Annotated in this window: 29 protein-coding genes; 25 read left to right on the top strand and 4 right to left on the bottom strand. The window is 32.2% G+C overall.

All coding sequences use genetic code 11. The features are described from left to right. The first annotated feature begins 235 nt into the window (after positions 1-235). Both N4A31_05885 and N4A31_05880 read left to right on the top strand, forming a co-directional pair. Positions 236-1,474 (top strand): MFS transporter, encoded by a 1,239-nt coding sequence (locus N4A31_05885; protein MCT4635751.1) that lies wholly within the window; start codon positions 236-238, stop codon positions 1,472-1,474. 298 nt (positions 1,475-1,772) lie between these two features. Next, positions 1,773-3,959, top strand: a complete 2,187-nt coding sequence (locus N4A31_05880) for a DNA translocase FtsK 4TM domain-containing protein (GenBank protein MCT4635750.1) — start codon at positions 1,773-1,775, stop codon at positions 3,957-3,959. Between the two features lies 1 nt (position 3,960). Here the strand turns inward: N4A31_05880 and N4A31_05875 are convergent, their stop codons facing one another. Both N4A31_05875 and N4A31_05870 read right to left on the bottom strand, forming a co-directional pair. Beyond that, positions 3,961-4,749 (bottom strand): metal ABC transporter permease, encoded by a 789-nt coding sequence (locus tag N4A31_05875; protein ID MCT4635749.1) that lies wholly within the window; start codon positions 4,747-4,749, stop codon positions 3,961-3,963. After that, entirely contained in the window at positions 4,750-5,028 is a 279-nt protein-coding gene (locus N4A31_05870) for an ETC complex I subunit (protein MCT4635748.1), read from the bottom strand. A gap of 68 nt (positions 5,029-5,096) precedes the next feature. Here N4A31_05870 and N4A31_05865 point away from each other — a divergent pair, with 68 nt between their 5' ends. The 5 genes from N4A31_05865 to N4A31_05845 all read left to right on the top strand — a co-directional run bounded on the left by N4A31_05865 (position 5,097) and on the right by N4A31_05845 (position 7,200). Next, the gene (locus N4A31_05865; GenBank protein MCT4635747.1) at positions 5,097-5,342 is read left to right on the top strand and encodes an exodeoxyribonuclease VII small subunit; all 246 of its coding nucleotides are present in this window, start codon (positions 5,097-5,099) and stop codon (positions 5,340-5,342) included. Between the two features lie 114 nt (positions 5,343-5,456). After that, complete coding sequence (locus tag N4A31_05860) at positions 5,457-6,062, top strand: hypothetical protein (protein MCT4635746.1); 606 nt, start codon at positions 5,457-5,459, stop codon at positions 6,060-6,062. Beyond that, on the top strand, positions 6,055-6,486 hold the full coding sequence (locus tag N4A31_05855) for a hypothetical protein (protein ID MCT4635745.1): 432 nt from the start codon (positions 6,055-6,057) through the stop codon (positions 6,484-6,486). Before N4A31_05860 ends, N4A31_05855 begins: the two co-directional genes overlap by 8 nt. Positions 6,487-6,605: 119 nt before the next feature. Beyond that, a complete protein-coding gene (locus N4A31_05850) occupies positions 6,606-6,893 on the top strand; it encodes an HU family DNA-binding protein (GenBank protein MCT4635744.1) in 288 nt (95 codons plus the stop codon). Continuing rightward, on the top strand, positions 6,883-7,200 hold the full coding sequence (locus tag N4A31_05845) for a MerR family transcriptional regulator (protein ID MCT4635743.1): 318 nt from the start codon (positions 6,883-6,885) through the stop codon (positions 7,198-7,200). Before N4A31_05850 ends, N4A31_05845 begins: the two co-directional genes overlap by 11 nt. 3 nt (positions 7,201-7,203) lie before the next feature. On the opposite strand, the gene bamE is transcribed toward N4A31_05845, so the two are convergent. Next, entirely contained in the window at positions 7,204-7,659 is a 456-nt protein-coding gene (gene bamE, locus N4A31_05840; GenBank protein ID MCT4635742.1) for an outer membrane protein assembly factor BamE, read from the bottom strand. A gap of 177 nt (positions 7,660-7,836) precedes the next feature. Here bamE and rpmF point away from each other — a divergent pair, with 177 nt between their 5' ends. The 18 genes from rpmF to N4A31_05750 all read left to right on the top strand — a co-directional run bounded on the left by rpmF (position 7,837) and on the right by N4A31_05750 (position 22,031). Then, positions 7,837-8,040 (top strand): 50S ribosomal protein L32, encoded by a 204-nt coding sequence (gene rpmF / locus N4A31_05835; GenBank protein ID MCT4635741.1) that lies wholly within the window; start codon positions 7,837-7,839, stop codon positions 8,038-8,040. A gap of 38 nt (positions 8,041-8,078) precedes the next feature. Continuing rightward, complete coding sequence (plsX, locus tag N4A31_05830) at positions 8,079-9,143, top strand: phosphate acyltransferase PlsX (GenBank protein ID MCT4635740.1); 1,065 nt, start codon at positions 8,079-8,081, stop codon at positions 9,141-9,143. Between the two features lie 131 nt (positions 9,144-9,274). Continuing rightward, on the top strand, positions 9,275-9,754 hold the full coding sequence (locus N4A31_05825; GenBank protein ID MCT4635739.1) for a methylated-DNA--[protein]-cysteine S-methyltransferase: 480 nt from the start codon (positions 9,275-9,277) through the stop codon (positions 9,752-9,754). A 92-nt stretch (positions 9,755-9,846) separates the two neighbouring features. Next, positions 9,847-10,308, top strand: a complete 462-nt coding sequence (gene sdhC / locus N4A31_05820) for a succinate dehydrogenase, cytochrome b556 subunit (GenBank protein MCT4635738.1) — start codon at positions 9,847-9,849, stop codon at positions 10,306-10,308. 2 nt (positions 10,309-10,310) lie between these two features. Further along, positions 10,311-10,715 (top strand): succinate dehydrogenase, hydrophobic membrane anchor protein, encoded by a 405-nt coding sequence (gene sdhD, locus N4A31_05815; GenBank protein MCT4635737.1) that lies wholly within the window; start codon positions 10,311-10,313, stop codon positions 10,713-10,715. Between the two features lie 11 nt (positions 10,716-10,726). Continuing rightward, positions 10,727-12,523 (top strand): succinate dehydrogenase flavoprotein subunit, encoded by a 1,797-nt coding sequence (gene sdhA / locus N4A31_05810; protein MCT4635736.1) that lies wholly within the window; start codon positions 10,727-10,729, stop codon positions 12,521-12,523. Position 12,524: 1 nt separating this feature from the next. Further along, on the top strand, positions 12,525-13,310 hold the full coding sequence (locus tag N4A31_05805; GenBank protein MCT4635735.1) for a succinate dehydrogenase iron-sulfur subunit: 786 nt from the start codon (positions 12,525-12,527) through the stop codon (positions 13,308-13,310). After that, positions 13,307-13,753, top strand: a complete 447-nt coding sequence (gene dut, locus N4A31_05800) for a dUTP diphosphatase (protein MCT4635734.1) — start codon at positions 13,307-13,309, stop codon at positions 13,751-13,753. The genes N4A31_05805 and dut overlap by 4 nt, the downstream gene beginning before the upstream one ends. Before the next feature lie 70 nt (positions 13,754-13,823). Continuing rightward, entirely contained in the window at positions 13,824-14,723 is a 900-nt protein-coding gene (gene hemC / locus N4A31_05795; GenBank protein MCT4635733.1) for a hydroxymethylbilane synthase, read from the top strand. Next, a complete protein-coding gene (locus N4A31_05790; protein MCT4635732.1) occupies positions 14,720-15,403 on the top strand; it encodes a uroporphyrinogen-III synthase in 684 nt (227 codons plus the stop codon). The genes hemC and N4A31_05790 overlap by 4 nt, the downstream gene beginning before the upstream one ends. Beyond that, positions 15,400-16,200, top strand: coding sequence for a hypothetical protein (locus tag N4A31_05785; protein MCT4635731.1), 801 nt, complete (start codon positions 15,400-15,402; stop codon positions 16,198-16,200). Before N4A31_05790 ends, N4A31_05785 begins: the two co-directional genes overlap by 4 nt. After that, a complete protein-coding gene (locus N4A31_05780; GenBank protein ID MCT4635730.1) occupies positions 16,201-17,382 on the top strand; it encodes a hypothetical protein in 1,182 nt (393 codons plus the stop codon). Then, entirely contained in the window at positions 17,379-18,065 is a 687-nt protein-coding gene (gene rnc, locus N4A31_05775) for a ribonuclease III (GenBank protein ID MCT4635729.1), read from the top strand. The genes N4A31_05780 and rnc overlap by 4 nt, the downstream gene beginning before the upstream one ends. Continuing rightward, positions 18,044-18,949 carry a GTPase Era gene (era, locus tag N4A31_05770; GenBank protein MCT4635728.1) on the top strand — a complete coding sequence of 302 codons (906 nt, stop codon included), beginning with the start codon at positions 18,044-18,046 and terminating at the stop codon, positions 18,947-18,949. The genes rnc and era overlap by 22 nt, the downstream gene beginning before the upstream one ends. Before the next feature lie 75 nt (positions 18,950-19,024). Continuing rightward, on the top strand, positions 19,025-20,122 hold the full coding sequence (locus tag N4A31_05765) for an LptF/LptG family permease (GenBank protein ID MCT4635727.1): 1,098 nt from the start codon (positions 19,025-19,027) through the stop codon (positions 20,120-20,122). 2 nt (positions 20,123-20,124) lie between these two features. Next, a complete protein-coding gene (gene lspA / locus N4A31_05760) occupies positions 20,125-20,583 on the top strand; it encodes a signal peptidase II (protein ID MCT4635726.1) in 459 nt (152 codons plus the stop codon). A gap of 2 nt (positions 20,584-20,585) precedes the next feature. Then, positions 20,586-20,837 (top strand): DUF3035 domain-containing protein, encoded by a 252-nt coding sequence (locus N4A31_05755; protein ID MCT4635725.1) that lies wholly within the window; start codon positions 20,586-20,588, stop codon positions 20,835-20,837. A gap of 3 nt (positions 20,838-20,840) precedes the next feature. Beyond that, positions 20,841-22,031, top strand: coding sequence for a hypothetical protein (locus tag N4A31_05750; GenBank protein MCT4635724.1), 1,191 nt, complete (start codon positions 20,841-20,843; stop codon positions 22,029-22,031). Between the two features lie 22 nt (positions 22,032-22,053). Here N4A31_05750 and hemJ read toward each other — a convergent pair whose 3' ends face one another. Further along, a complete protein-coding gene (hemJ, locus tag N4A31_05745; protein ID MCT4635723.1) occupies positions 22,054-22,491 on the bottom strand; it encodes a protoporphyrinogen oxidase HemJ in 438 nt (145 codons plus the stop codon). Between the last annotated feature and the right edge of the window lie 171 nt (positions 22,492-22,662).

Below are 22,662 nucleotides of genomic sequence, written 5' to 3'. Positions count from 1 at the left end.
TAATAAATATGTTGTCGCTATGCTTCAGATATGATAAAGAAGTTATATTTAAAACTTAAATGCACATAAATATATTTAGAAATTTATAAAGTGTACTATATTATAGTAATTATTTATTACATATTGAATGTCATTAGTAAACTATATAGTATTTTACGCTGATCTATTATAATGAATAACTTTCGCCAGGAGTATTATTATACTCCTTAATATAAATGTTAATGAGCTTGTGTCAGTGCGTATAAATATTAGTCCAATTTTAGCCCCATTAATTACAACGGTCTTATTTATATTAGGAAATGGATATTTAACAACTTTTATTTCCATAAAAATGAAAGATTTTGGACATAGTGAACAAACAATTGGAGTAGTGTCCTCTGCATATTATATTGGTTTAGTTGTAGGAGCTCTACAAATAACAAAGCTTATTGCAAGAATAGGGCATCTTAGAGTATTTACCATTTTTGTTGGCTTATTTAATGCTGTATGTTTACTCCATATACTTAGTGATAATGTTTACTTATGGTTTATATTAAGACTTATAGCTGGAGTTGCTCTATCTGGATTCTATATAACAGTAGAAAGTTGGCTTTTAAATTGCAGTTCTTGCTCTAAAAGAGGCACAACATTAGCATTATACATGGTTGCGCTTTCTTCTGCACAAGCTTTTAGTCAATTATTGCTTCAGAAATATAACGTTACTAGTTTACTACCATTTATTATTATAACTACTTTTGTTTCTCTTTCAATAATTCCTGTTGCCATGGTAAGAAATAGAAAAGCCCAAGATCATGAACCAGAATTGGTTAGCATGTCTATTTTAGCTAAAGTAGCTTCTTCTAGTATAGCTATTTGTATAGTGAGTGGATTATTTTTAAGTGTCATTTATAGTTTACTACCAGTATTTTTTAGTGAATTAACTGGGAGCCCTGAATATACATCATATTTAATGTTTATAACTCTTATAGGAGGAATGACATTGCAATATCCAATTGGCTTATTATCAGACAACTTTGATCGACGTAAAGTTATATTAGGTGTTAGTTTAATTATAGGAGGGTTATTTGTATTTACTGGGTTTATAGGACAGAATAACTTATCAATCACTAGTTTATTAGTAACATATTTCTTTGTAGGTGGAATGAGCTTTACTTTCTACCCAATAGCTTTGAGCATGGTTTATGATAATTTACGTAGTGCTAATGTAACATCAGTTAGTCAAAATTTATCTATTGTAGAAGGAATGGGCGCTATTACAGGTCCAATTCTTGCTTCTATATTTATATATTTCTTAGGTGACAAAGGCTTACCAATATATTTTTCTACAATTGCTATATGTTTAATAATCGTTCTAATGTATCGTATCTCTCAAAAAGAAAGAGTTAGTAATAATAATTTCATGATAGCTGTTCATACAACTCCAATGATAGCTGAGCTTGATCCAAGAAGCGATGAAGAAAACGAAAATCTATAGGACAAAACTCTCTCTAGAGAAAGGTATAAATTAGAATATTTAGTCTGATTTTTTTACACCATGTTACTAATTTATTCTTTCAGATAAACATTCTTTATCTACAAAGCAACCTTTATTGACAAAAGGCACTCAAGGAAAAATGAATACTCTTACAACTAATCTACTAGTACTCTAAAAACAACCAAAATTTAAACTGAATTCATATTTATATCACCCCCTTACTTAAAGGCTTTAAAAATATCAGTATTTTGTCTATTATAGACTAAAGATTAATGAAACCTTATTTTAGAATTAAACTATGTCATATTTGAAATTAATAAAAAGCTCGATTTGTTTAGGACTATCCATATTTTTTGCTACAGCTATATTAAGCTACAATGAAATGGACCCTTCCTTTAATAGAGCCACCAATGCTGACCCCACAAACTTTGCTGGAACCCCAGGCGCATATTTTTCTAGTTCTGTTCTTCAATTATTTGGTCTAGCAAGTTCTTTTATAGTTTTAATACCATTATGCTGGAGCTTCGTTTATTTTTATCATGAAAAAATCTCACTATGGTTTCTAAGAATATTATCAGTCCTAATTGTCTTAAACTCCGTATCTTTGAGTCTAAGTTTTTTTCATCTAACTACCGCCCATTTTAAATATACCGGAGGTGCTGTAGGGCTATTATGGCTAGAATTCCTTACATCATATTTTTCTAAAGAAATAATATTATTTTCAAGCATAACTATTTTTATAATAAGCCTATATTTTGCTATGGCTTTATCTAAAGAAAACTGGTTCTCAATATTTAGATTTATTACACAAATATTCTCTTATTGTTTTAAAGTAATTCTAAGAATAGGAAAAATTATTATTGCTAAGTTCAATAAAGCAAATAAAGAAGATCAACCATTTAAAACTAAAATATCTACTGCTATAAAAACTCCTTCTCAACCTAAAAAAGAAGAAATAATTACTCCACGAAAAGTTATGAATAATCCTATTGCTAATGGGTTTATTTTACCTTCATCAAATTTATTAAAAGATTTTCCAGTTAATACTGACAAGATCAATCAAAATAATTCTGCAATTAAAAAAAATAAAGGAGAATTATTACAAGTGTTATCAGATTTTGGGGTAAGAGGAGACGTAACTGGAGCTTCTTCTGGTCCAGTAGTAACTTTATATGAACTTGAGCCGGCAGCTGGAACTAAATCTTCTAGAATTATTGGATTATCTGATGATATTTCTCGTTCTATGGGATCAACATCTGCAAGAATTGCTGTTATTCCTGGACGCAATGCTATAGGAATTGAACTCCCTAACAAACAACGAGAAACTGTTTATTTAAAAGAATTACTAGAATCAACTGAGTATAAAAATAAGAATTATGAACTACCAATTATATTAGGAAAAGATATATCAGGGAATGTTATTGTTACCGATTTAGCTAGAATGCCTCATTTATTAGTGGCAGGAACTACTGGCTCTGGTAAATCTGTTGCGATAAACACCATGATTCTCTCTTTACTTTACGCTCTACCTCCCGACCAATGTAAATTTATAATGGTTGACCCTAAAATGCTAGAGCTTTCGGTTTACGATGGAATTCCTCACTTGCTAACCAATGTGGTTACCGAACCTGGAAAAGCTGTAGTCGCACTAAAATGGGTCGTAAAAGAAATGGAAAATCGTTATCGATTAATGTCTAATTTAAATGTTAGAAACATTCATAATTATAACGATAAAATTAAAGAAGCAATTAATAATGGTGAGATAATTCAACGCAAGGTTCAAACTGGATTCGACTCTGAAACTGGACAACCTAAAATAGAACAAGTTCCATTAGATATGAAAACATTACCTTTTATTGTGGTTATTGTTGACGAAATGGCAGATTTAATGTTAGTTGCAGGAAAAGATATTGAAACTTCCATTCAACGCTTAGCTCAAATGGCGAGGGCTGCAGGAATTCATCTTATTATGGCCACCCAACGTCCGTCCGTGGATGTTATCACCGGCGTTATAAAAGCTAATTTTCCAACTAGAATAAGCTTCCAAGTTACTTCTAAGATTGATAGTAGAACCATATTAGGAGAGCAAGGAGCAGAACAATTGCTTGGCAAAGGGGATATGCTTTTTATGGCTGGTGGAAGTAAAATCACACGTATTCATGGACCATTCATAGCTGACAATGAAGTGGAAAAGGTAGTATCATACCTTAAAACCCAAGGCACACCAGATTATATGACAGCTATCACTTCAGAAGATGAAACTAGCAACGACTATAATGAAAGGAACAAACAACCCCCTGATCAAGATGAATTATATCAAGAAGCCATAAGAATTATCCAACATGAAGGGAAGGCCTCAACTAGTTTTATACAACGCTGCCTTAAAATAGGCTATAATAGGGCAGCTAATATCATAGAACAAATGGAAAAAGATGGCTTGGTGAGCAAACCCAATCATACAGGAAAACGAGAAATATTGATATAGCTCAAGAGCGCATAAGCCTAACAATATTTGTAAAAATAAAGCATCCCAAGGATATCATAACAATTGTAGGGCCACTAGGTAAATCCAATCCGATAGCTAAGGAAATTCCACCTGCCACTGAAACACATCCTATTATTATCGAATATACAATCATTTGCAAAGGACTCCTGCTAATACTTAAAGAGCTAGCAGCAGGAATAATTAGCATTGCTGTAATTAACAACACCCCTACAATTTTAAAAGATATGGCTATAAATAAAGCTAAAATCAATGTGAAGCATAGTTTAATAAGTCTACTATTTCCCCCTTCAACTTGAAGCAATTCTTCACTCACGCAAAACAAAATTAATTTTGTCCAACTGAAATACATCCATAGTAATACAATACATATGCATATACTCAATAAGTAGATATCCTTTATATTAATCACCAAAATATCACCGAAGAGATAACCCATTAAATCCATTTTTAATTTACTATAAGAAGCTAAAATAATGGCTAAAGAAAGAGCTGAGTACGATAAGATCCCTAAAGTTGTATCGCTAGAATAACGAAATTTATTATGGTTAAAAACCAGCGCAAAAATAATGGCGATTAACGCCACTGCCAAGGACAAATTAATGTGAAATAAAATTCCAATAGTGACTCCCAATAATGCACTATGAGACAACGCATCACCGAAATAAGCCATATTTTTCCATAGAACAAAAGATCCTAAGATTCCAGCAATAATTGCTATTCCTATTCCACCTATGATTGCATTGATTAAAAAAGGTTCAAAAGATTCCATTTATTTAAAATTATCCGCATAAGAACGTTTGATAAATTTTTTACTTTGAGGCTCCATTACTTCATAACTATAGTTATTTGAATCAGCAAATTCTATCGCAGCTTGTTTAGTTGGAAATTTAATTTTTACTTCCTGAAGCATATCACTTGAAGAAGTCCAGCCCATAACAGGTTCAATTTTTTTATCTTCTTGTGATACAAACTCTAATAACCACTCTCTGTTATTTGCTACTCCTGACTGCATAGCAGTTTTTGTAGGTTTGTAAATACGCGCTTGCATAAAGTTTCTCCTCTCTTTATACTCAAGAATATATCCTTTATACCACATTTATGCAAGGGAATCTAAATATGAACAATAACAATAAAAAAATTACTGATTTAAGTTTTGAAGAAGCATTAGCCGAATTAGAGAAAATTGTAGCAAAGCTTGAAAGTGGAAAAGAAAGCCTAGAAACTGCCATTAATGATTATGAATATGGCAATGCTTTGCGTGAATATTGTGAAAAAAGACTTGAAGAGGCTAAGTTAAAAATTGAAAAAATTGTTAGAAAAGAAGATGGCTCTATTACCACAGAACCTCAAGAAATTGTTTAATATCCACAAATATTAGCTATTTTTTTATCTCCTTTGATATTATAGTAGAAGACTCGCCTCACCTAAAAAGCCTTTAGTTGAGAGTTTTAATACTAAAATATCAAGGAGATTATTATGATACAAGAAGAAAAACATAAAAACAATCCAACCTCTACAATCGAAGAAAAATCTCCAAGTCGACAAAGATCAGAATCCACCGCAGGGAACGACGGAACTCCCGTTCTTACTCCTGATCCTAATGGGGAACGAAGCCCTTCTCCAAATGGAGGATTTAGTGAACAAGAAACCCTAAATATTATTGAAGAAGAAAATAGAAGTGGATCAGAATCAGATGATAAAGGCGGAGAATCCGAGCACGAAGATGAAGCATTAAAGGGAAATGATAAAAAAGAAGGAACTGATCATAAAGATGGCGAAGAAAAATTAGACCACGGAGACGATGGCGGAGAGTCTGATCACGAAGGTGGAGACAAAGAATCAGGATTATATGATAAAAAAAAGGGGCCTGACCATGAAGATGACAGTGGAAACGGAAATACAGGAGGATCACCTCTTGGTGGAACTGGAACTGATGCTGGGTACCTTCTTGGAGGATTTGCGGCGCAATTAACGCCACCCAATGGACTACACATCCCACAAATAAAATTTCCAAATTTAGCTCAAATTACAGATCAAGTTACAGATAAGCTTCCAGATCCTGTAAAAAAACTTGTTGCCTGAGAGAATTGAATTTTCTCCAGAAATGCAGTTTGTAGGTGGTGTGGTTACTGGAAAAGCCATTAACCCAGCACTTCGTTATGCTAACGATCAACTTAGCGGAAACAATAAAGATAAATCTTTCTTAGATTATTACTTATGCAAAGGCTTTAGCATTTCAGGCACTATGGAAAGCTTTACTTCTGCTGTAGGAAAATCATATATAGCACATTATACAATAGATCTGGTAAAGTCACATTTAGAACCTAGCGCAGCAGATGCATTGACAGCAATAATGTCATATTGCAAAGTAGCATTTCCTATGACATTTGCAGCCGGCTTAGCAATTACTACCGCACCACCAGCAATTGAACTAGGAGTTAACTTAATAAATACAATGACTTCATTAGCAGGATTATCTTCTTCTAATGATGATGTAGATCTTTAACTAAACTTGTGGATATTATTTTTACATAAGATAATATTCACTTATAATTTTTTACTTTGAAAGCATAAATTTAAGATATATACTGTATTACAATAGGTTAATAAATATCAGTACAATCAATGAGCAGCATTACTAAAAATACACTTGCTAAAACCATTCTTTATGAAACAGGCATTCCTGTATCTATTGCTGAAGATATTGTGGATGATATTTTTACTAGCATAATAGATGGGTCTGCCAAAGATGATTCAGTGAAAATTGCTAATTTTGGCAGCTTTTCCGTAAAAAATAAAAAATCAAGAATGGGCAGAAACCTAAACACCCATGAAGATGTAATGATTAAACCTCGTAAAGTGGTAGGATTTCAAGCCTCCGCTAAATTAAAGCAGGCCATCAATGAAAGCTGAAAAAGCCTTACGAACCATCGGAGAAGTTTCTAAGATTTTATCCGTACCAAGTCATGTTATTAGATTCTGGGAAGAAAATTTCCCCCAATTAAAACCAGTAAAATATAACGGTCGCCGTTACTATTCTCAAAAAGATATAAACCTGCTCAAAAAAATAAAAGATCTTTTATATAATCAAGAATATTCAATAAAAGGCGCAGCTGTATATCTCAAATCTCCTATAAGCAAATTAGAGCTTCCTTCACTAGAAGAAACAATGGACAAACTTATAAAAGCAAGAGAAAAGCTTAACCAACTTCTGAACTAAGCTTTAGAATCCACTGCGTGGCTTAACTGCTTCTGGCTCTTTATTATCATTAAACCTACCCACATTGCTGAATAATTGCTGAGCGGTACTAATATCATTACCCTTAGTAGAAGTGTATTCAGAGACCAAACGTACTTTGTTAGCATCTTTCTCATTATACTTATAAACAGCATCTACCAAATTATTCTTGAATGTTATTGATATAATATTTTGCTCTATAACGGTGTCTGGTAAAAATGCAATAGTCTCTTTTTTGGTAGTAATGTAATACCAAGTTTCCTGACCAAAGTCTGAAACAACTGTGGGACTACCTAATAAATCTTCAACATCTTCTTTATTTTTAGCTTTTTCTAGGGATTGAATCTCGCCTTCTTTAAATAAATGACCAGAAACATGAATTGTTTTAATACAAGAGCTACAACAAAAAGTTAAAAAAATTAGGAAAAATATTCTTATCATGATTGAGTATTTACAATTTTAGACTAGATTTCATTTGAAAAGTATATTATAGAGTATTATATCGCAAGCACAATTATTTTATTTACAGTAAATAATTTAAATTATTTCAATTTACAAGAAATTATGTTAAGTTGTGCAGTTATAGAAATAGATGCAAAATAAATAGGTTAAAAGAAAATGGCAGTACCAAAGAAGAAAATATCAAAATCTAAAAGAGACCAACGTCGCTCTCACCACGCTTTAAAGTCAGCTAACATTACTGTAGATCCAACAACTGGTGAATTCAAACTATCTCATCATATCTCATTAAAAGATGGATATTATAAAGGTCGTCAAGTGATAACTCCTAAGGTTAAAAACACTGAAGCTGAGACAGAATAACTCATTAAAGATATATGGGTTGAGGGGTCGAGATCGTTATGAATAGTAAGAAAATTATAGTGGCACTGGATGCAATGGGAGGAGATTATGCTCCTTTATCTGTGATTGAAGGTGCTAATATTGCTCTTATTAATCAACGGACGAAAGATCCAAATATCTCAATCGAATATCATATTTTTGGTAACAAAGAAACTTTAGATCCCATCCTTAATAAGTACCAAGAGCTTAAAGCTGCCTCTTTAATTACTCATTCTGAAAATAAAATAGCTTCTGATGATAAACCTTCTTATGCTATGCGTAATAGTAAAAACACTAGCATGGGAATGGCAATTACAGCTGTAAAACAACAACAGGCTCACGCAATAGTGTCTTCAGGAAATACTGGAGCATTAATGGCCGTTGCAAAATTGTCTCTTCGTACATTACCTGGAATTGATAGGCCTGCTATAATTGGATTACTCCCGACAGACACCCATAAAATAGTATCTTTAGATCTAGGCGCAAATGCTGAATGCGAACCATCTAATTTAGTACAATTTGCTATAATGGGAGATGCTTTTGCAAAAGTGATCCTTGGAAAAACCAAACCTAGTATTGGCTTGCTTAACATAGGATCAGAAGAAATCAAAGGCAATGAAACCATTAAAACTGCAGCACAAAACTTGCATAACCAAGACTGTTTGAATTTTACTGGCTATATAGAAGCTGATGATATTACCAGAGGTGTTGTTGATGTGGTGGTGGCAGATGGATTCTCAGGGAATATCGCCATAAAAATGGCTGAAGGCACAGCTTATATGTGTAAAACACTCATGGAAAACGCGTTCAAAAGCAGCTTTATATCTAAAATTGGTTATTTACTATCTAAAAAAGCCCTTAAATCCACTTTTAAGAGAATTGACGGAAGATATTATAATGGAGCTATGCTAGTGGGGTTAAATGGAATAGTGGTAAAAAGCCATGGAGGAGCTGATCCTATTGCTTTTGCTAATGCAATTGGTGTGGCGGTGGAATTAAGCGCAAATAATATTAACAAAAAAATTATCCAAGAAATTGATATTGTTCAGCAGCATCTTTCTCGCTCTAAATCTTACCCTATATAAAAATTATATTTAGTAAGCAATGTAGATTGCTATAGATAGAGGCAATATTGATAAAAAATAAATTAGACTCTAATCTAAATAAAAAATGTACCCCCCTAGTATCTTCTTGGTTTAATACATTACTTGGACCAATGCTAGCCATCGCAGATAAAAAAAAGTTATATCTATTAGAATTTTCTGAACGTCGTAACTTAGAGCAAAGAGTTGAAGCGTTAAAAACAAAACTTCAAGCAAATATTATTTCCGATTGCTGCCCTCCTATAGAATCTATCGAGATTGAAATAGAAGCTTATCTTGCAGGCAAGTTAAAAACATTTAATACCCCTTTTTCTACCACAGGCACTCTTTTCCAGAAAACATCCTGGGAAGCATTAATGAAAATTCCCTATGGAGAAACAAAAAGCTACTTAGAGCAAGCTAATATGATTAATCGTCCTTCAGCACATAGGGCAGTTGCTAACGCTAATGGATCTAATAACTTAGCAATTATTATTCCCTGTCATCGCATACTTAGGAATGATGGAAATCTTGGCGGTTATGCTGGGGGGATAAATAGAAAAAAATGGCTAATTGAACATGAAAAGAAGAATAAAAATACAATAGTTTCTTGATTTATAGACGCCTAACTTTATCCTAATACTTTACAAAAGATAAACTCTACTATAGATTACTTATGTGATTTAATTAATATATCGGAATTTCTATGGCACAAAAACCAAAATTAATTGATACTTTAGATTTACATAAAAACAGACCACTTTCTCCACATTTATCTATATACAAAATGCAGCTTACCTCCGCTCTTTCAATATTACATAGAATTACAGGGGCCTATCTATATATTGGCCTAGCCGTGTTCACCTGGGTGGTTTTTGCCACCGTTTATTTCCCATATATGATTATAGAAATTGGTGAATATATTTATAGCAACATTCTGATAGCTGGACTATTTAAATTTATGCTTCTTGGTTGGACATTCTCTCTTTTTTATCATCAACTGAATGGAATAAGGCATTTATTTTGGGATGCAGGAAAAGGTTTCGAATTAAAAACCACCTATTTTTCTGGTAAAATGGTCCTAGGATTGTCAGTTTTACTAACCATTGTGTGTTGGTTTATGGTATGTAGCTACACGTCACCTGTTGACATCATAGGGGTAAAATAAATATGAATAGTAATAATTTTCAATCTCCATTATCTAAAGCAAAAGGCTTAGGAGCTTCTAGAACAGGAACAATAAGTTGGTGGGCCCAAAGAGTGTCTGCTGTCGCCTTAATACCTCTAGTAATATGGTTCGCATATTTCATGATTAAAGCAGCAGAATATCAAGAATTAGAAGTGATTACTTCATTATTTACTTCTCCATTTTCTACATTGCTTCTATCTCTATTTATAGGAGTGGGTTTATATCATGGAAATTTAGGAATGAAGGAAATCATTGAAGATTATGTCCATTGTCATGTTATAAAAACAAGTTTAATCTTGTTTCTTAAATTCTTCAGTTTTGTAACTGCTATTTCTGGAATCTGCGCTATACTCGCTATTCACTTATCAACATTTAGCTTTAATTAAAAGAGACACTCATGGTATCAAATAGTTATAAAATAATTGATCACTACTATGATGTAGTGGTAGTAGGAGCAGGAGGAGCAGGATTGCGTGCTGCTTTTGGTATGGCAGAAGCAGGGCTTAATACTGCTTGTATTTCTAAAGTATTCCCTACTCGTAGCCATACAGTGGCAGCTCAAGGTGGAATGAGTGCTGCTCTTGCTAATATGGGAGAAGATGATTGGCGTTGGCATATGTATGACACCATCAAAGGATCAGACTGGCTTGGCGATCAAGATGCTATTGAATATATGTGTAAAAATGCTGCCCAAGCTGTGATAGAACTTGAGCATTATGGAGTTCCATTTTCCCGTACAGCTGAAGGAAAAATATATCAACGTCCATTTGGCGGAATGACTACTCACTATGGAGAAGGAAAAGCAGCACAACGAACTTGTGCAGCTGCAGATAGAACCGGCCATGCAATCTTACATACTCTATATCAACAAGCTTTAAAGCATCAAGCAAAGTTCTTTATTGAATATATAGCTTTAGATTTGATTATGGATAGTGACGGAGAATGCGTTGGAGTAATGGCATGGAATTTAGATGATGGAACCATTCATCGTTTCAGAGCTCACAAAGTTGTCTTGGCTACCGGTGGATATGGAAGAGCTTACTTCTCTTGTACCTCTGCCCATACTTGCACTGGTGATGGAAATGCAATGGCCCTACGTGCAGGACTTCCAGTTCAAGACATGGAATTTGTTCAATTTCATCCCACAGGAATTTATGGAGCTGGATGCCTAATAACTGAAGGATGTAGAGGCGAAGGAGGCTATTTACTTAACAGTAAAGGTGAAAGATTTATGGAGAGATATGCTCCATCTGCAAAAGATTTAGCATCCCGAGATGTTGTATCCAGAGCAATGACCATTGAAATTAGAGAAGGACGAGGCTGCGGTCCAAAGAAAGATCATATCCACTTAAATTTAAGCCATTTAGACCCAGAAGTGCTTCATGAAAGACTTCCTGGAATTTCTGAAACAGCAAAAATATTTGCCGGAGTTGATGTAACCAAGGCTCCTATTCCAGTTATACCTACAGTTCATTATAATATGGGAGGTGTGGCAACTAATTATCATACTGAAGTAGTTACTATAAAAGATGGAAATCCTGATCACGTTGTTCCTGGTCTTATGTCAATTGGTGAAGGTGCATGCGTTTCTGTTCATGGAGCAAACCGCTTAGGATCAAATTCATTATTAGATTTAGTAGTATTTGGTAGAGCAGCCGCACTTAGAGCTGCGGACACTATAAAACCTGGCATGCCTCATAAAGCACTTCCAGAAAACGCTGGAGAAGAAGCTATTGCAAGATTAGACAAAGTGCGCTTTTCTAAAGGTAAGTTATCTACTGCACATATTCGTGATGATATGCAGCATGTGATGCAGAATCATGCAGCAGTGTTTAGAACTGAAGAAAGTTTAGCTGAAGGTGTAAAGCTAATCGATAAAGTATTTAAAAGCGCAGATGATATTGGCATTAGCGACAGAGGAATGGTTTGGAACAGCGACTTAGTTGAAGCTTTAGAATTACAGAATTTATTAGACCAAGCTGTAGTAACCATGCATTGCGCACATAATCGTAAAGAAAGCCGTGGGGCACATGCTAGAGAAGATTTCTCAGAACGTGATGATAAAAAATGGATGAAACATACAGTTTCTTGGATAGATAGTAAAGGTAAAGTAAAAATTGATTACCGTCCCGTTCATCAATACACCTTAACAGATGAAGTAAAAGTAGTACCACCAAAAAAGAGGGTATATTAAAATGGTTGAATTAAGATTGCCTCCAAACTCAAGAATTGATAAGAAAAGCGGAAAAACTTATAAAGCTAGTAAAAACGCAAAAAAAACTAAAATCTTTAATATTTATCGCTTTAATCCAGAGGATGGACAAAAACCTAGAATAGACAACTTCGAAGTGGACCTGGACAATTGTTCAATGGTATTGGATGCTTTAATAAAAGCAAAATCGGAACATGATGCTAGTCTAACTTTCCGCCGCTCATGCCGCGAAGGAATTTGTGGTAGTTGTGCAATGAATATTGATGGAACGAATACTTTAGCCTGTATTAAAGAAATTTGTGATGATAAAAAAGAGGTTAATATTTATCCCCTTCCCCATATGGCGGTTATAAAAGATTTGGTTGTGGATATGAATCATTTCTATGCCCAATATGAATCAATTGAGCCATGGATGAAGAATGATACCCCTCCCCCTGATACTTCAGAAAGATTACAATCCCCAGTGGAAAGAGAAAAGCTAGACGGATTATATGAATGCGTATTATGCGCTTGTTGTAGTACAAGTTGTCCAAGCTACTGGTGGAATGGAGATAAATATTTAGGACCTGCATCATTGCTTCAAGCTAATCGTTGGCTACAAGATAGCAGAGATGATGCAAAAGGAGAACGCTTAGATGCATTAGAAGACGCATTTAAATTATATCGCTGTCATACAATTATGAACTGTACTAAAACTTGCCCTAAGGGCCTAAACCCTGCCAAAGCTATTGGTGAAATCAAACAAATGATGTTGGAAAGAAAATTATGACTATAGAAGTAAAAATCAAACAATTAGCTCATGGTAAAAACATGAAATTGCCTCATTATGCAACTTCTCATAGTGCTGGAATGGATCTAATGGCCGCTATTGATGGGGATATTACCTTGAAAGTAAATCAACGTGTGTTAGTTCCCACTGGAATATCTATTGCATTACCTGACGGATACGAAGCTCAAATTAGGCCAAGGTCTGGACTAGCGTTTAAAAATGGAATCACTGTTTTAAATACACCAGGAACAATTGATGCTGATTATCGTGGAGAAATTGGAGTGGTTTTAATTAATCTGGGAGATAAAGATTTTGTTATTTCTAGAGAAATGAGAATTGCTCAGATGATTATTGCACCATATATTCAAGCAAAATTCAATGAAGTTGAAGATTTAGATAATACAACAAGAGGAAAAGGTGGCTTTGGATCAACCGGAGTTTAATCCAAAAACAAAATTATATTTAGGGCTTAAGGATATATTGATACCTAACTTCAATACGAATCAATAATTTATGAAATATAAAGTCGGCACACGCGATAGCAAATTGGCGCTAACCCAAACAGAATTAGTTTGCGAATCATTAATTAAGAGCAATCCTGATTTATCTTATAATCAATTCGAAATTGTAAAAATAAAAACAATTGGTGATAAGATTCTAAATAAAAGTCTCTCTGAAATAGGGGGGAAAAATTTATTTATCAAAGAAATTGAAGAGGCCTTATTAGATAACAGAATAGATTTTGCTGTACATTCTTTAAAGGACATGACTGCTAATCTTCACCCAAAAGCAACTATTGCCACTTGCTTAAAAAGAGAAGACCCTCGTGATGCTTTTATATCTCATAATTACAAGACTTTAGATGAACTCCCTAAAGGATCTACCGTGGGAACATCTTCTATACGCAGAGCATCCATAACTTTACATTATAGACCGGATTTAAAAATCGTACCATTTAGAGGCAATATCTTAACTAGAATAGAAAAATTAAAACAAAACCAGGTGGACGCCACATTCTTAGCAATGGCTGGAATAAGAAGATTAAACATTGAAGAATCTCTATATTCTCCTTTACAAATTAAAGAGTTTCTACCAGCTATTTCTCAAGGAATAATTGGAGTGGAGTGCAGAAAAAACGATAAAAATATTTACAAGCTTCTTCGCAGCATTAATCATCCTGAAACAGAAATTTGTACAACAGCAGAAAGAGCATTCTTAGAATGCCTTGAAGCTGACTGTTCAGTACCTATAGCCGCTTATGCCACTCTAAAGGATGATCAAATAAGCCTCGATTGTTTAGTTATTAACTCCAAAGGAAAAATATTTCGCGACAAAGCAAGAGGTTCTACTAAAGATGCCCATAAAATAGGACATGAAATGGGCATTAAACTTAAACCATTTCTAATATCATGAAAATCCTTATTACAAGGCCCATCGATGAAGCAATTATATTAGCTAAAGAGTTAACTAATTTTGGACACCATCCTGTTATTAATCCTTTACTTGAAATTGAATTATTTCAGAACATAAACTTTAAGAATTTTGATAAATATGAAGCTATTATAATTACTAGCAAAAATGCTATTAAAGCAATCGTAAATGCAGATAAAAAATTAAAACTATTTGTAATTGGTGAACACAGCACTGAATTTGCAAGGTCTTTGGGATTTATAAATAGTATTTACGCAGGAGCCAATATTGAAGAATTAAAAAATTTCATTCAACCATATAGTAATTTATTATATTTATCTGGGGTAGATATTAGCGATGACTTAAGCTCTTTAAATAAAAAGATTACTAGGTTGGAAGTATATAAAGCAAAAATAATTGAATCTGCTTCTAATGAGTTTATTAAATTTATTCAATCAGATAATTTAAAATTATGTCTCTTTTTCTCCAAAAGAACAGCTCAAATATTCTTAAACCACATTAAAAAATACAAATTAGAATCATATTGTGATAGAATAATTTCATTATCCTTAAGTGATAATATTAATAATAGCTTGAAAGGTCTTAATCTACATTCTTATTATGTATCAAAAGATCCGTCTCTCAAGAGTATAATGAACTCAATAGACAAAATATGCAAATGACTGATAAACAAAGTAAAGTAAAAACAAAATCTCCTAATCGTAAATTATGGCTAGTATCCATAATGTTGATATTAGGGATAGGAATTCTTGTGGCGCTTTACATTAATTTTCAACTTACCTATAAAGTTGATGACATTAATCAAAAAATTTCTAAATTAGGATCTAATCAAAAAAGAATTTCTGAGCTCTCTAAAACCTCAGCCCCAATAAAAAAAGATATTGCAAGCACAAAAGAAACAATAAGCACTAAACCTAAAGAAGAAGGAACTCTATCGGATCCATATCTAGCGCTATATGACTTCATCCACAACTTCTACAAAGTAAAATCCAGCGCTGAAAAAGGAAATGATTTTACACCTCAATTATTAGTTTTAAAAAGCTATATAATTCACTCTGATGAATTAAAACAGCGTCTTGATAAGTTAATTGATTTAGCCCCACATAATAAACCAGTGAATTACTTCAAAGCAGCTTTTAAGGATATAGTCATAACTTTATATCAACAACCTAATAACTCTAATTTTCTTGATATACATCATTATGTTTTTATTAGGCCTATAGGGGAAAGAGCTATAGAAAATGGTGGATTAGATAAACAAGTTGTTTTAATTGAACAAGCATTAATGGAAAATGACCTACAAAAAGCTGAAAACCACCTAAACGATCTTCCTAAAGATATAAAATCTTTAAATCAATTTAAATTAAATATAAAGAATCAATTAATTATTCATGATGAATTGATTAAAGTAGAAGAAATATTATTAAACAAACAAAATAAAAATATGGTGAGCAAATAAATGCGTATAATACTTTTTACCTTATGCTTATTAGTACTATTAAGCTCTATATGGATATCACTGGGCAATGAAAGTAATATTATTATCGAATGGCTTGGATATCACGTGGAAATATCTACAATATTTGCTACAATATTCTTACTTATTACCCTCATAATATTATTCTTAATAATTTACTTTCTTATTTTTCTAAAAAACATCCCTAGCTCTTTAAGAAAACATTACTATGAAAAACAAAATCATGACAATTTATTATTACTTCTAGACTGCTTCTCTTCACTACATAGCGAAGACTTAACTTTAGTAAAAAAGAATATCAAAAAACTTCATGCCAATAAAAATCATTCACAAATACAAGAATTAAACCCTATTGTATCTTTGCTTATAACAAAATTCTATGAACTAACTAATAGCGATAACTTAGAAGAATCATATCAAAAGTTAATTCAATATCAATCCTATAAACTTATTGGATTAAAAGGACTTATAGCTCTAAGAATACAAAAGAAATGCTATCATGAAGCGTTAGCTTATGCTGAGAAAGCTTTTTTAATTAATCCTAAATCTTCTTGGTTATTAAGTTATTTGATAGAAATTTACACAGCATTAGACCTCTATGAAAAAGCAGAATATATTATACATGAATATTTTAGATATAAGTTTGTTAATAAAAAAGATTACAAAGCTATGTTAACTAAAAATCTTCTAGAGCATGCAAATTATTTGATTGCTAATTTACAAAAAGATAAAGCTATATCCCTATTAGAAAAAGCTTTAAAACTACAACCTTCTTATTATGAAGCAGTAGCTACTCTAGCAAGGCTTTATTCTCAAAATAACGATAAGAAATTAGCCTATAAAATAATACAAAAAGCATGGATAAACCTACCATCTATAATGCTGGCACATTTAATAGTAAATATATCTCAAGATGAAACAATAAATAAAAAAGTTCAATTGCTAGAAAATCTAATTGATAAAAAACCAGATGCAAAAGAAGGCTATATCGTGCTAGCCGAACTTTATATAAAAGAAGATATGCTTGCTCAAGGCAGAGCTGTGATGGATCAATTACTAGCCCTACATGCCCCTGATTCTGAAACCTGCAAATTAATGGCCTTAATCGAAGCCAAAGCACATAATAACCATTCTATAATTATTAATTGGCTACATAGACTATGAATCACATATTAGGATATAATTTTATAAATCCAATTTTTCTTAAACATGCCTTAACTCATCCAAGCTTATGCGCGCATAACAAATCAAATTTAACAAGTTATGAGCGTCTAGAGTTTCTAGGTGACTCTGCATTAAGTTTAGTTATATCTGAGTTTCTTATAAATAAATTTCCTGAAGAAGACGAAGGAAGTCTAGCAAAGAGAAGATCATATCTGGTATCTGGAGAAATACTGACACAAATTGCTCTTAAGTTAAACCTAGGCAAGATGATAATAATGACATACGCCGAAGATAAATCTGGAGGGCGTAGAAATTCTCATAACCTTGAAAACGTATTAGAGGCTATTCTAGGAGCAATTTATTTAGATGGAGGGTTAGATTCCGTAAAACCAATTATATTTAACTTATGGCATGACATCCTTGATAAAATGGTAGAAGTTCCTATTGACCCTAAAAGTAAACTACAAGAAGAGTTACAAAAATTAGGACTCCCCCTTCCTAAATATGAACTAATCAGCTCTACGGGCCCTGAACATAAACTTACTTTTAGAGTCAAGTTAAAAATACCAGGATTCAAGGAATGTATTGGAAAAGGAAACTCAAAGAAACAAGCAGAAAAAGAAGCCGCATCACTATTATTATTACAAATGGAAAAACAAGCATGCAAAAAGCAGCCTTTATAGCAATTTGTGGATCTCCTAATGTTGGAAAATCGACTATTTTAAATCAAATAATTGGAACTAAATTGTCAATTGTCAGCCCTAAAGTTCAAACCACTAGAACCACCCTTAAAGCTATTTATAACCAGGGAGATAGTCAGTTAGTTTTTGTCGATACGCCTGGAATATTCACTCCCACTAAAAAGCTTGAAACAGCAATCGTTAAAACTGCTTGGTCAGGACTTGATGGAATAGATATGGTTTTATTGGTAATAGATGCAGTCAGAGGAATATGCTCTGATACTGATAAAATTATTAGTGAATTTATTAAGTTAAAAATAAAACCAATTCTATTAATCAACAAGAAAGACATGGTCACTACTGAAAAATTAAATAGACTAACTGAACAATATAGCAATAGTAGAAATTTTGAGAAGGTATTAACAGTTTCAGCTCTAAAAAACGATGGAATAAATCATCTATTACAATACTTAATTTCTAAGTCTCCTAATTCTAAATGGTATTTTCCTAAAGAACAAATGACAACCTCTCCTCTAAGGGTTGTTGCCTCAGAAATCACTCGTGAAAAATTATTTCTTAATTTGTCTGATGAGCTTCCTTACAACTTAACTGTAGAAACAGAATCTTGGGAAAGACAAAAGGATGGAAGCATTAAAGTAAATCAAGTTATTTTTGTAACAAAAAACTCACATAAACAAATAGTCTTAGGTTGTAAAGGTCAAATGATAAAAAAAATAGGTATACTTGCCAGAGAAGAAATAGGACAATTGACCGATTGCAAGATCCACTTATTTTTGTTTGTAAAAGTACGAGATAATTGGTTCTCTGATCCAGAGAGATATAAATATTTAGAGATGCAACAGCCAGAGAAAAAAAAGAACAAATAAAATTCATTCCTTGATTTATTCGGGATGATATTTATAATGTTTGACTATCCTTACAAACTAAAATAATGAGATACTATGCGTTTTTCTACTACTTTATCATTATATGTGGTACGCAATTTGTTATTAAATTTATTTTATGTATTTTTAGCCTTCTGCTTTATCAGCTTTATTCTTGATTTATTAGAACTAATTCGTAAAGTACAAGGAAAAGAAATTTTAATTCTACAGATGTTAAAAATAGCATTTTATAAAGTGCCTTTTTTAATTTTTTCATTTCTTCCTTTTATTTTTCTATTTGGATCAATCCTTACTTTCACCAAATTAAATAATAACTTTGAAATTGCGGCTGCAAAATCCGCAGGCATTTCTATTTGGTCTCTATGCATCCCAATTATTGGAACAACTTTAATACTCAGCCTTCTAATATTATGGGTACTTCACCCTATTTCAGCAATTTTTCTAGATAAAAACAGAATTCTTGAAAATCGATACTTTGATTATAAATCAAACCGAGTATCTCTCCATTCAAATGGTATATGGCTATATGACCAAACTCCTAATCCAGAAAATGAAAAATTTATAACTGCAAAAAATGTAATAGAACATGGAACCTCTTTATCAAATGCATCTCTATATTACGCTGGTAAGAATCATGACTTCACCAATAATTATAAAGCCGATATTATATCTATTGAGGACGGATTATTAATATTAAAAAATGTAACAAAATACTCTCCTGGTTTAGAATTAGAGCAATTAAAGCAAGTTATTTTACCTACTAGCTTGGCAATTAATCAAATCCAAGAAAGCATTGCCAACCCTGAAATTATACCATTCTGGGATCTAAGTAATTTTATCTCTCAGGTTAAACAATCAGGTTTCTCGACTCTAAAACATGAATTATATTATAAATCATTAATAGCAAGCCCCATATTATACGTATCTTTAGTATTAATTGCTCTATCTTGTTCTATTAACTTACCTCGCAGTGGTAAACTTGGAATAGTATTTATTGTTGCAAGCATCATAGCTATATTTATTTATTTCTTTGAGAAAATGGTTAATGTTATGGCACTAACTTCCGTATTACCAATAAACATTGCTGTACTTGCCCCAAGTATAGCATATTTATTACTAAGTAGTGCTGCATTAATTCATTATGAAGAAGAGTAAATATGAAAAAAATAAGTATATTTCTAGCTTTATTTACCTTAATTATCGATCAAATCACAAAACATTTGGCCGTAACCAACTTTGTTGAGTATATTTCTGTTACCAAAGTTACTGAGTTCTTCAATTTAGTACTAGTCTATAATAGAGGAATTAGTTTTGGTTTGTTCAACCAAAGCAACTATAGCAACTACATATTTCTATGTCTCTCTATAATTATAATTTGCTTTTTATTGAAATGGCTTATAGATTCTGTTATGTTAGCAGAAAGTCTTGCTTTGGGGATTACTATAGGTGGAGCGATTGGCAACGTAGTTGATCGTATTTTTCGTCCTGGAGTAGTAGATTTTATACAGTTACATTGGAATGAATATTATTGGCCAAATTTTAATATTGCAGATAGCGCAATATGTTTAGGTGTGGCTATACTGATAGTTTCAAGCATAGATATAAAAAGAGACTGAATATGAATAAGATTATATATTTAATATTATTAATATTAATTACTTCTTGTACTAATTTGAAAGAAAAAGCAGGATTAGTGAAATACCAACCTGATGAATATCAAGTGACAACTAATCCTCCACTGACTGTACCACCAAACTTTGATATCCAATCACCAGAAGAATTAATGGCAAAGAAAAACAGTCCAGAACAAGAAAAAGACAATAATTTATCCAAGGGAGAGAATCTCATTCTACAAAATATAAATCAATAATCTATGACCATAAGGCAGAATTTTTACTTATCCTCAAACAATAAAAAAATAATAGAAAAATCTACCAAGTCTCAAGAAACCCAACTAAAAATAGAAAAAGCTATAAACCTTACCAATGAAAAGTGCGGGGCAGATTTATGCAATCAAGAAATATCTTTAATTGAAACAATTTCTGCTAAGATTCTAAATCTCTACAATAGAGCTATCATTATTTCAATTGGTGGCTCCATGTCCGCTAGTAAAGCTTTCACTGCTTGTAAAAACTATCAATCAAAATACTTTAAACTTATTTATAGCGACAGTCTTTCTATAAAGAAACAAAAAGAAATTTTCACTCAGAATAACTTACAGAATGCAGCAATAATTATTATCAGTCGCTCTGGTAATAGTGTAGAAGTATTACATCAAACTAATACTATAATTAACAGATATCAGGAATATTTTGGCAATAATTATTTATTAGGAAAGCATTTCTTTATTATAACAAAGGGAGATAACCCTCTAAGAAACATAGGTATTCAAATTGACGCTAATATTATAGAATATACTAGCAATGGAGGAAAATTTTCTTCGCTTTCAATAGTTGGCCTTCTACCAGCAAAACTAATTGGAATGAGCCCTTATAAAATTATTATGGGAGCAAAAACAGTACTCAACGCTCCTTATAATGCTATCCAAGCAGCTTGGATTAATTATCATTTATTATCTCAAGGATATAACATTAATATAATGTCCTATTATGATGATCTATTAGAACAAATATTTGTTAGATATATGCAAATCTCTAGTGAAATTGTAGCAAAAGAGGGTAAAGGATTTTCTTCAATAATTACTAACGGTATATTTGATCAACATGGATTATGGCAATTATTTCTATCTGGACCTCAAGATAAGTATTTTACATTTTTATGTAATGAATCAAAGGTAGATAATAACGAAGTTAACATGATGATAGAAAAAACTTATCATAAATTAAACACAAATAGACTCAAAGAAAAAGGAATCCCTTACAGGGAACTAATTATAGAAGAAATAAGTGATTATAGTCTGGGCGCCTTATCCATTCAGTTACTGCTAGAAATGATGATTCTAGCTAATCTACTAGATATATCTTCTTTAACTCAACCAGACATTGATCAAAGCAAGAGAATATTAGGACAAGCATATTTTTCCTATTTAAAACAGTCATTTTAAACAAGTAAAGTAGTACCATTTATTACTCAAAAGGTTTAACAATTGCTAATATAACTATGGCTATCATTAATACTGTAGGAACTTCATTTATAATTCTGTAAAACTTTGGGCTATATTTATTTTGTCCCTTTTCAAAATCTTTTCTCCTTCTACCCAGAAAGTGATGAAAATATAAAATAATAACTACCAAAGTCATTTTAATATGAAACCACCCTCCTAAATTCTTAAATCCATATATTTGGGCTATCCATAATCCAAAAACAAGACTTAGAATCATAGCAGGATTCATTATCACTCTTAGTAGCTTTCTTTCCATAGTTTGAAATAACTTATCTTCTTTGCTACCAGTTTTTATTTCACAATGATATACAAAAAGCCTAGGAAGATAAAATAATCCAGCCAACCAAGAAATAACAAAAATTAAATGAAATGCTTTTAACCACATATAATATTCAGCCATAATAATAATATATCCTTTATAGTTGATGAGTTAAGAGGATAAATCACTTCAAGAAATTCGGCAAGTTCTTCCTTCTGTTTAGAATAAATATTATAACCAACATTGAATTATATGTGTATTTGAAAAGTAGATTTATCATTTTTACTAATACAAATTAGTTATAGATAAATC

This window comes from Rickettsiales bacterium, assembly GCA_025210695.1.
Lineage (GTDB): Bacteria > Pseudomonadota > Alphaproteobacteria > Rickettsiales > CANDYO01 > CANDYO01.
This window is presented reverse-complemented; position numbering and strand designations above follow the sequence as displayed.

Bases quoted from the DNA above. Each gene is read 5' to 3' on its own strand.
- N4A31_05880 (MCT4635750.1), top strand. From the start codon at position 1,773: ATGTCATATTTGAAATTAATAAAAAGCTCGATTTGTTTAGGACTATCC.
- N4A31_05875 (MCT4635749.1), bottom strand. From the start codon at position 4,749: ATGGAATCTTTTGAACCTTTTTTAATCAATGCAATCATAGGTGGAATA.
- N4A31_05870 (MCT4635748.1), bottom strand. From the start codon at position 5,028: ATGCAAGCGCGTATTTACAAACCTACAAAAACTGCTATGCAGTCAGGA.
- N4A31_05865 (MCT4635747.1), top strand. From the start codon at position 5,097: ATGAACAATAACAATAAAAAAATTACTGATTTAAGTTTTGAAGAAGCA.
- N4A31_05860 (MCT4635746.1), top strand. From the start codon at position 5,457: ATGATACAAGAAGAAAAACATAAAAACAATCCAACCTCTACAATCGAA.
- N4A31_05850 (MCT4635744.1), top strand. From the start codon at position 6,606: ATGAGCAGCATTACTAAAAATACACTTGCTAAAACCATTCTTTATGAA.
- N4A31_05845 (MCT4635743.1), top strand. From the start codon at position 6,883: ATGAAAGCTGAAAAAGCCTTACGAACCATCGGAGAAGTTTCTAAGATT.
- bamE (MCT4635742.1), bottom strand. From the start codon at position 7,659: ATGATAAGAATATTTTTCCTAATTTTTTTAACTTTTTGTTGTAGCTCT.
- rpmF (MCT4635741.1), top strand. From the start codon at position 7,837: ATGGCAGTACCAAAGAAGAAAATATCAAAATCTAAAAGAGACCAACGT.
- plsX (MCT4635740.1), top strand. From the start codon at position 8,079: ATGAATAGTAAGAAAATTATAGTGGCACTGGATGCAATGGGAGGAGAT.
- N4A31_05825 (MCT4635739.1), top strand. From the start codon at position 9,275: ATGCTAGCCATCGCAGATAAAAAAAAGTTATATCTATTAGAATTTTCT.
- sdhC (MCT4635738.1), top strand. From the start codon at position 9,847: ATGGCACAAAAACCAAAATTAATTGATACTTTAGATTTACATAAAAAC.
- sdhD (MCT4635737.1), top strand. From the start codon at position 10,311: ATGAATAGTAATAATTTTCAATCTCCATTATCTAAAGCAAAAGGCTTA.
- sdhA (MCT4635736.1), top strand. From the start codon at position 10,727: ATGGTATCAAATAGTTATAAAATAATTGATCACTACTATGATGTAGTG.
- N4A31_05805 (MCT4635735.1), top strand. From the start codon at position 12,525: ATGGTTGAATTAAGATTGCCTCCAAACTCAAGAATTGATAAGAAAAGC.
- dut (MCT4635734.1), top strand. From the start codon at position 13,307: ATGACTATAGAAGTAAAAATCAAACAATTAGCTCATGGTAAAAACATG.
- hemC (MCT4635733.1), top strand. From the start codon at position 13,824: ATGAAATATAAAGTCGGCACACGCGATAGCAAATTGGCGCTAACCCAA.
- N4A31_05790 (MCT4635732.1), top strand. From the start codon at position 14,720: ATGAAAATCCTTATTACAAGGCCCATCGATGAAGCAATTATATTAGCT.
- N4A31_05785 (MCT4635731.1), top strand. From the start codon at position 15,400: ATGACTGATAAACAAAGTAAAGTAAAAACAAAATCTCCTAATCGTAAA.
- N4A31_05780 (MCT4635730.1), top strand. From the start codon at position 16,201: ATGCGTATAATACTTTTTACCTTATGCTTATTAGTACTATTAAGCTCT.
- rnc (MCT4635729.1), top strand. From the start codon at position 17,379: ATGAATCACATATTAGGATATAATTTTATAAATCCAATTTTTCTTAAA.
- era (MCT4635728.1), top strand. From the start codon at position 18,044: ATGCAAAAAGCAGCCTTTATAGCAATTTGTGGATCTCCTAATGTTGGA.
- N4A31_05765 (MCT4635727.1), top strand. From the start codon at position 19,025: ATGCGTTTTTCTACTACTTTATCATTATATGTGGTACGCAATTTGTTA.
- lspA (MCT4635726.1), top strand. From the start codon at position 20,125: ATGAAAAAAATAAGTATATTTCTAGCTTTATTTACCTTAATTATCGAT.
- N4A31_05755 (MCT4635725.1), top strand. From the start codon at position 20,586: ATGAATAAGATTATATATTTAATATTATTAATATTAATTACTTCTTGT.
- N4A31_05750 (MCT4635724.1), top strand. From the start codon at position 20,841: ATGACCATAAGGCAGAATTTTTACTTATCCTCAAACAATAAAAAAATA.
- hemJ (MCT4635723.1), bottom strand. From the start codon at position 22,491: ATGGCTGAATATTATATGTGGTTAAAAGCATTTCATTTAATTTTTGTT.